We start from the raw sequence: 2,395 nt of genomic DNA, 5'->3' as shown, positions 1-2,395 counted from the left end.
CCATCGTTTTGGAGAAACTCGCATCGCTCGCGTGCTTGTGGGCCGTTGTCTTGTTCTGTTTTTCCTAACGGGAAGCATTCTCCACCCTTGCTGGCGTGGCCAGCGTGGGCGGCTGGTAGCCAAATGCCCGGTCGACAAGCGCCGCAACGCCCAGCGCCGTTTCGTCCTCAAACGGCCGCGCCACGATTTGCACTCCGATTGGCAAACCCTCCGGCGAGCGGCCCACCGGGACCACTGCCGCCGGCGCAGCCAGCACATTGAACCATTGCGTGTGCCGCACAGCGTCGAGATACGCTACCTCGCGGCCGTCTAAATCCCAAGTCCGCTCGCCGTGACGCCAGGCCGGCACCGACGCCACCGGGCACAGCAGGATCGGGTGCTCGCCCATCGCCTCCAGCGTTCTGGCGCGCAACAGGTCGAGGCTGGCCCAGGCGTCCAGCAACTCGGTTGCCGTCAGCCTGGGCTGTGCCGCGTCGAAGCCGAGAAATTCCTTGAAGATGGGGCTCAGCCGATCTTCTTTGCCGCGAATCTCCGGCGCATAGAACATGGCGCCGCACTGGACAAAGAACGTCCACCACAGCTTGCGCAGCAACTCCAGCGTCTGCGGCCGGAAAGGCTCAACCTGGAAACCGGCCTCGCGCAGCGCCTCGGCAGCGGCGCGCACGGCGGCGCGCGTCTCCGGCGTCACCGGAACCAGACCGTCGTCCTCGAAATAGCCGATTTTGTTCGCCCGCAGCTCGCTCAGATCCGGTCGCCGCAGCGCCACCGGCGGGCTGACAGGGTCGGTTGGGTCCTGCCCGCTCAACATGCGGAAAAGCAGCGAAACGTCTTCGATCGTCCGCGCCATGGGCCCAATTGCTCCCAGCACGGAAAACGGCCCCACGCACGGCGGCAAGTGGCCTTGGCCGGGAACACGCCCCGGCGTCGGCTTGAGCGAGCAGATGCCGGTGAAGTGCGCCGGCACGCGCACCGAGCCGCCTGAGTCCGAACCCAGCCCTGCCGCCGACATGCCCGCCGCAATCGCCGCCGCTTCCCCGCCGCTTGAGCCGCCCGGCGTCCGTGCGAGGTCCCACGGATTGCTTACCCGCCCATGCAGCAGGTTGGCCGTCTCGTAGGCCATCAGGAACTCCGGGCAGTTGGTTGTGCCCAGAATCAGTGCCCCGGCGGCTCGCAGCCGCGCCACCACCACGGCGTCTTCGCGGGGCACATCGCCCTGGTGCAGCAGGCTGCCCATCTCGCAGCGCAGGCCGGCGGTCGCGATGGACGACTTTACCGTCACCGGCAGCCCGTGCAGCGGACCGCGGTTGTTCTTTTGCGCTTCCAGAACCCGCGCCTGGGCCCGCACCCGCCCGGCATCGAAATCGGCGAACGCGTTCAGCGCCGGATTCAGCCGCTCGATCTGCCGGATGTGCGCCTCGGCCAACTCCGCAATCGACACTTGGCCGGAGCGCAGCAGTTCGAGCTGCCGCGTAGCCGATTCAAGCACCATCTCGCTCATCGGCGCTCTTCTTTCTGGTCGTCGGCCGGGGTGGTCGGCAGCAGCTTGTAGTCGAACCGGTAGGAGCGCACCGGATTGCCCGAGTCGAAGCGCGTGTTCCAGTTCAACTGGTAGTCGAGCGCATCGGCGTCGTCGGGGAACTTCTCCACCTTGGGATAGGGATACGCGCTCATGCCGTGGAAGGGCAGTTGCGCCACGGTGAAGGGCGAGGCATCCCACCAATCCATGTCCTTCACGTAGCCGTTGGCATAGAAGAAGTAGTCGCGCGTCCAGCCGTCGGCGAGCGGGGGCAGCTTCGCCGTATCGAACTCCGCGGCAATTTCTTCGCCGCTGCCGAAGATTACGTAGCGGTCGTCGATGCTCTTCACGAGCGGCGTCACGTCGCCCATGCGCGTGTAGTTGCCGCGCTGGCGCTGGAAGGGCCCGGTCAGGCTCACCTGGTCGTAGTCGTACTGCAAATCGCCGGGGCTCGCGCCTTCAATCTGTTTCGGATAGCCGCGGAAGTGCAGCGTCGCCGAGGCCAGCGGAACCTCCGCGGTTCGCGATTGTCCTTCGGTCCGATCGTCGATTAAAACCTGGTCCCAGAAGATCTCCAGGTTCGACATCAGCCGGATGCGCCGCGCTCCGGCGGGCAGCTTGCCGGTGAGGTCGACCACGATGGTGCGCTCCAATCCCGCCGGAAAGCCTGCATCGTCGACAACACGCCGCCAGCTTCCGTCCGGCATCTCGGCCTCGACGTAGGGCGAGATCGGCTTGATCCCCGCCTGCCAGGCGGCATAGAGCGAGGTCGCGCTGAAGTAGTTCACATAGCCGGTCATCAGCAGCCGCAGGGACTTCGCGTCCTGCGGACCTAAATCGAGTGTCAGCGCGTGCAGGTTGGCGAAGCCGTCGTAGGGC

1 protein-coding gene and 1 pseudogene are annotated in these 2,395 nt (G+C 66.1%); both read right to left on the bottom strand.

Annotated features, from left to right (window positions below):
- Positions 1–64: 64 nt before the first annotated feature.
- Positions 65–1,498, bottom strand: a complete 1,434-nt coding sequence (locus AC1P6P_RS02320; protein ID WP_481400820.1) for an amidase — start codon at positions 1,496–1,498, stop codon at positions 65–67.
- Positions 1,495–2,395: pseudogene (locus AC1P6P_RS02315) on the bottom strand (FG-GAP-like repeat-containing protein); the annotation flags it as partial. The pseudogene AC1P6P_RS02315 and the gene AC1P6P_RS02320, both read right to left, overlap by 4 nt.

The organism is Rhizomicrobium sp., from assembly GCF_056722145.1.
This window is presented reverse-complemented; position numbering and strand designations above follow the sequence as displayed.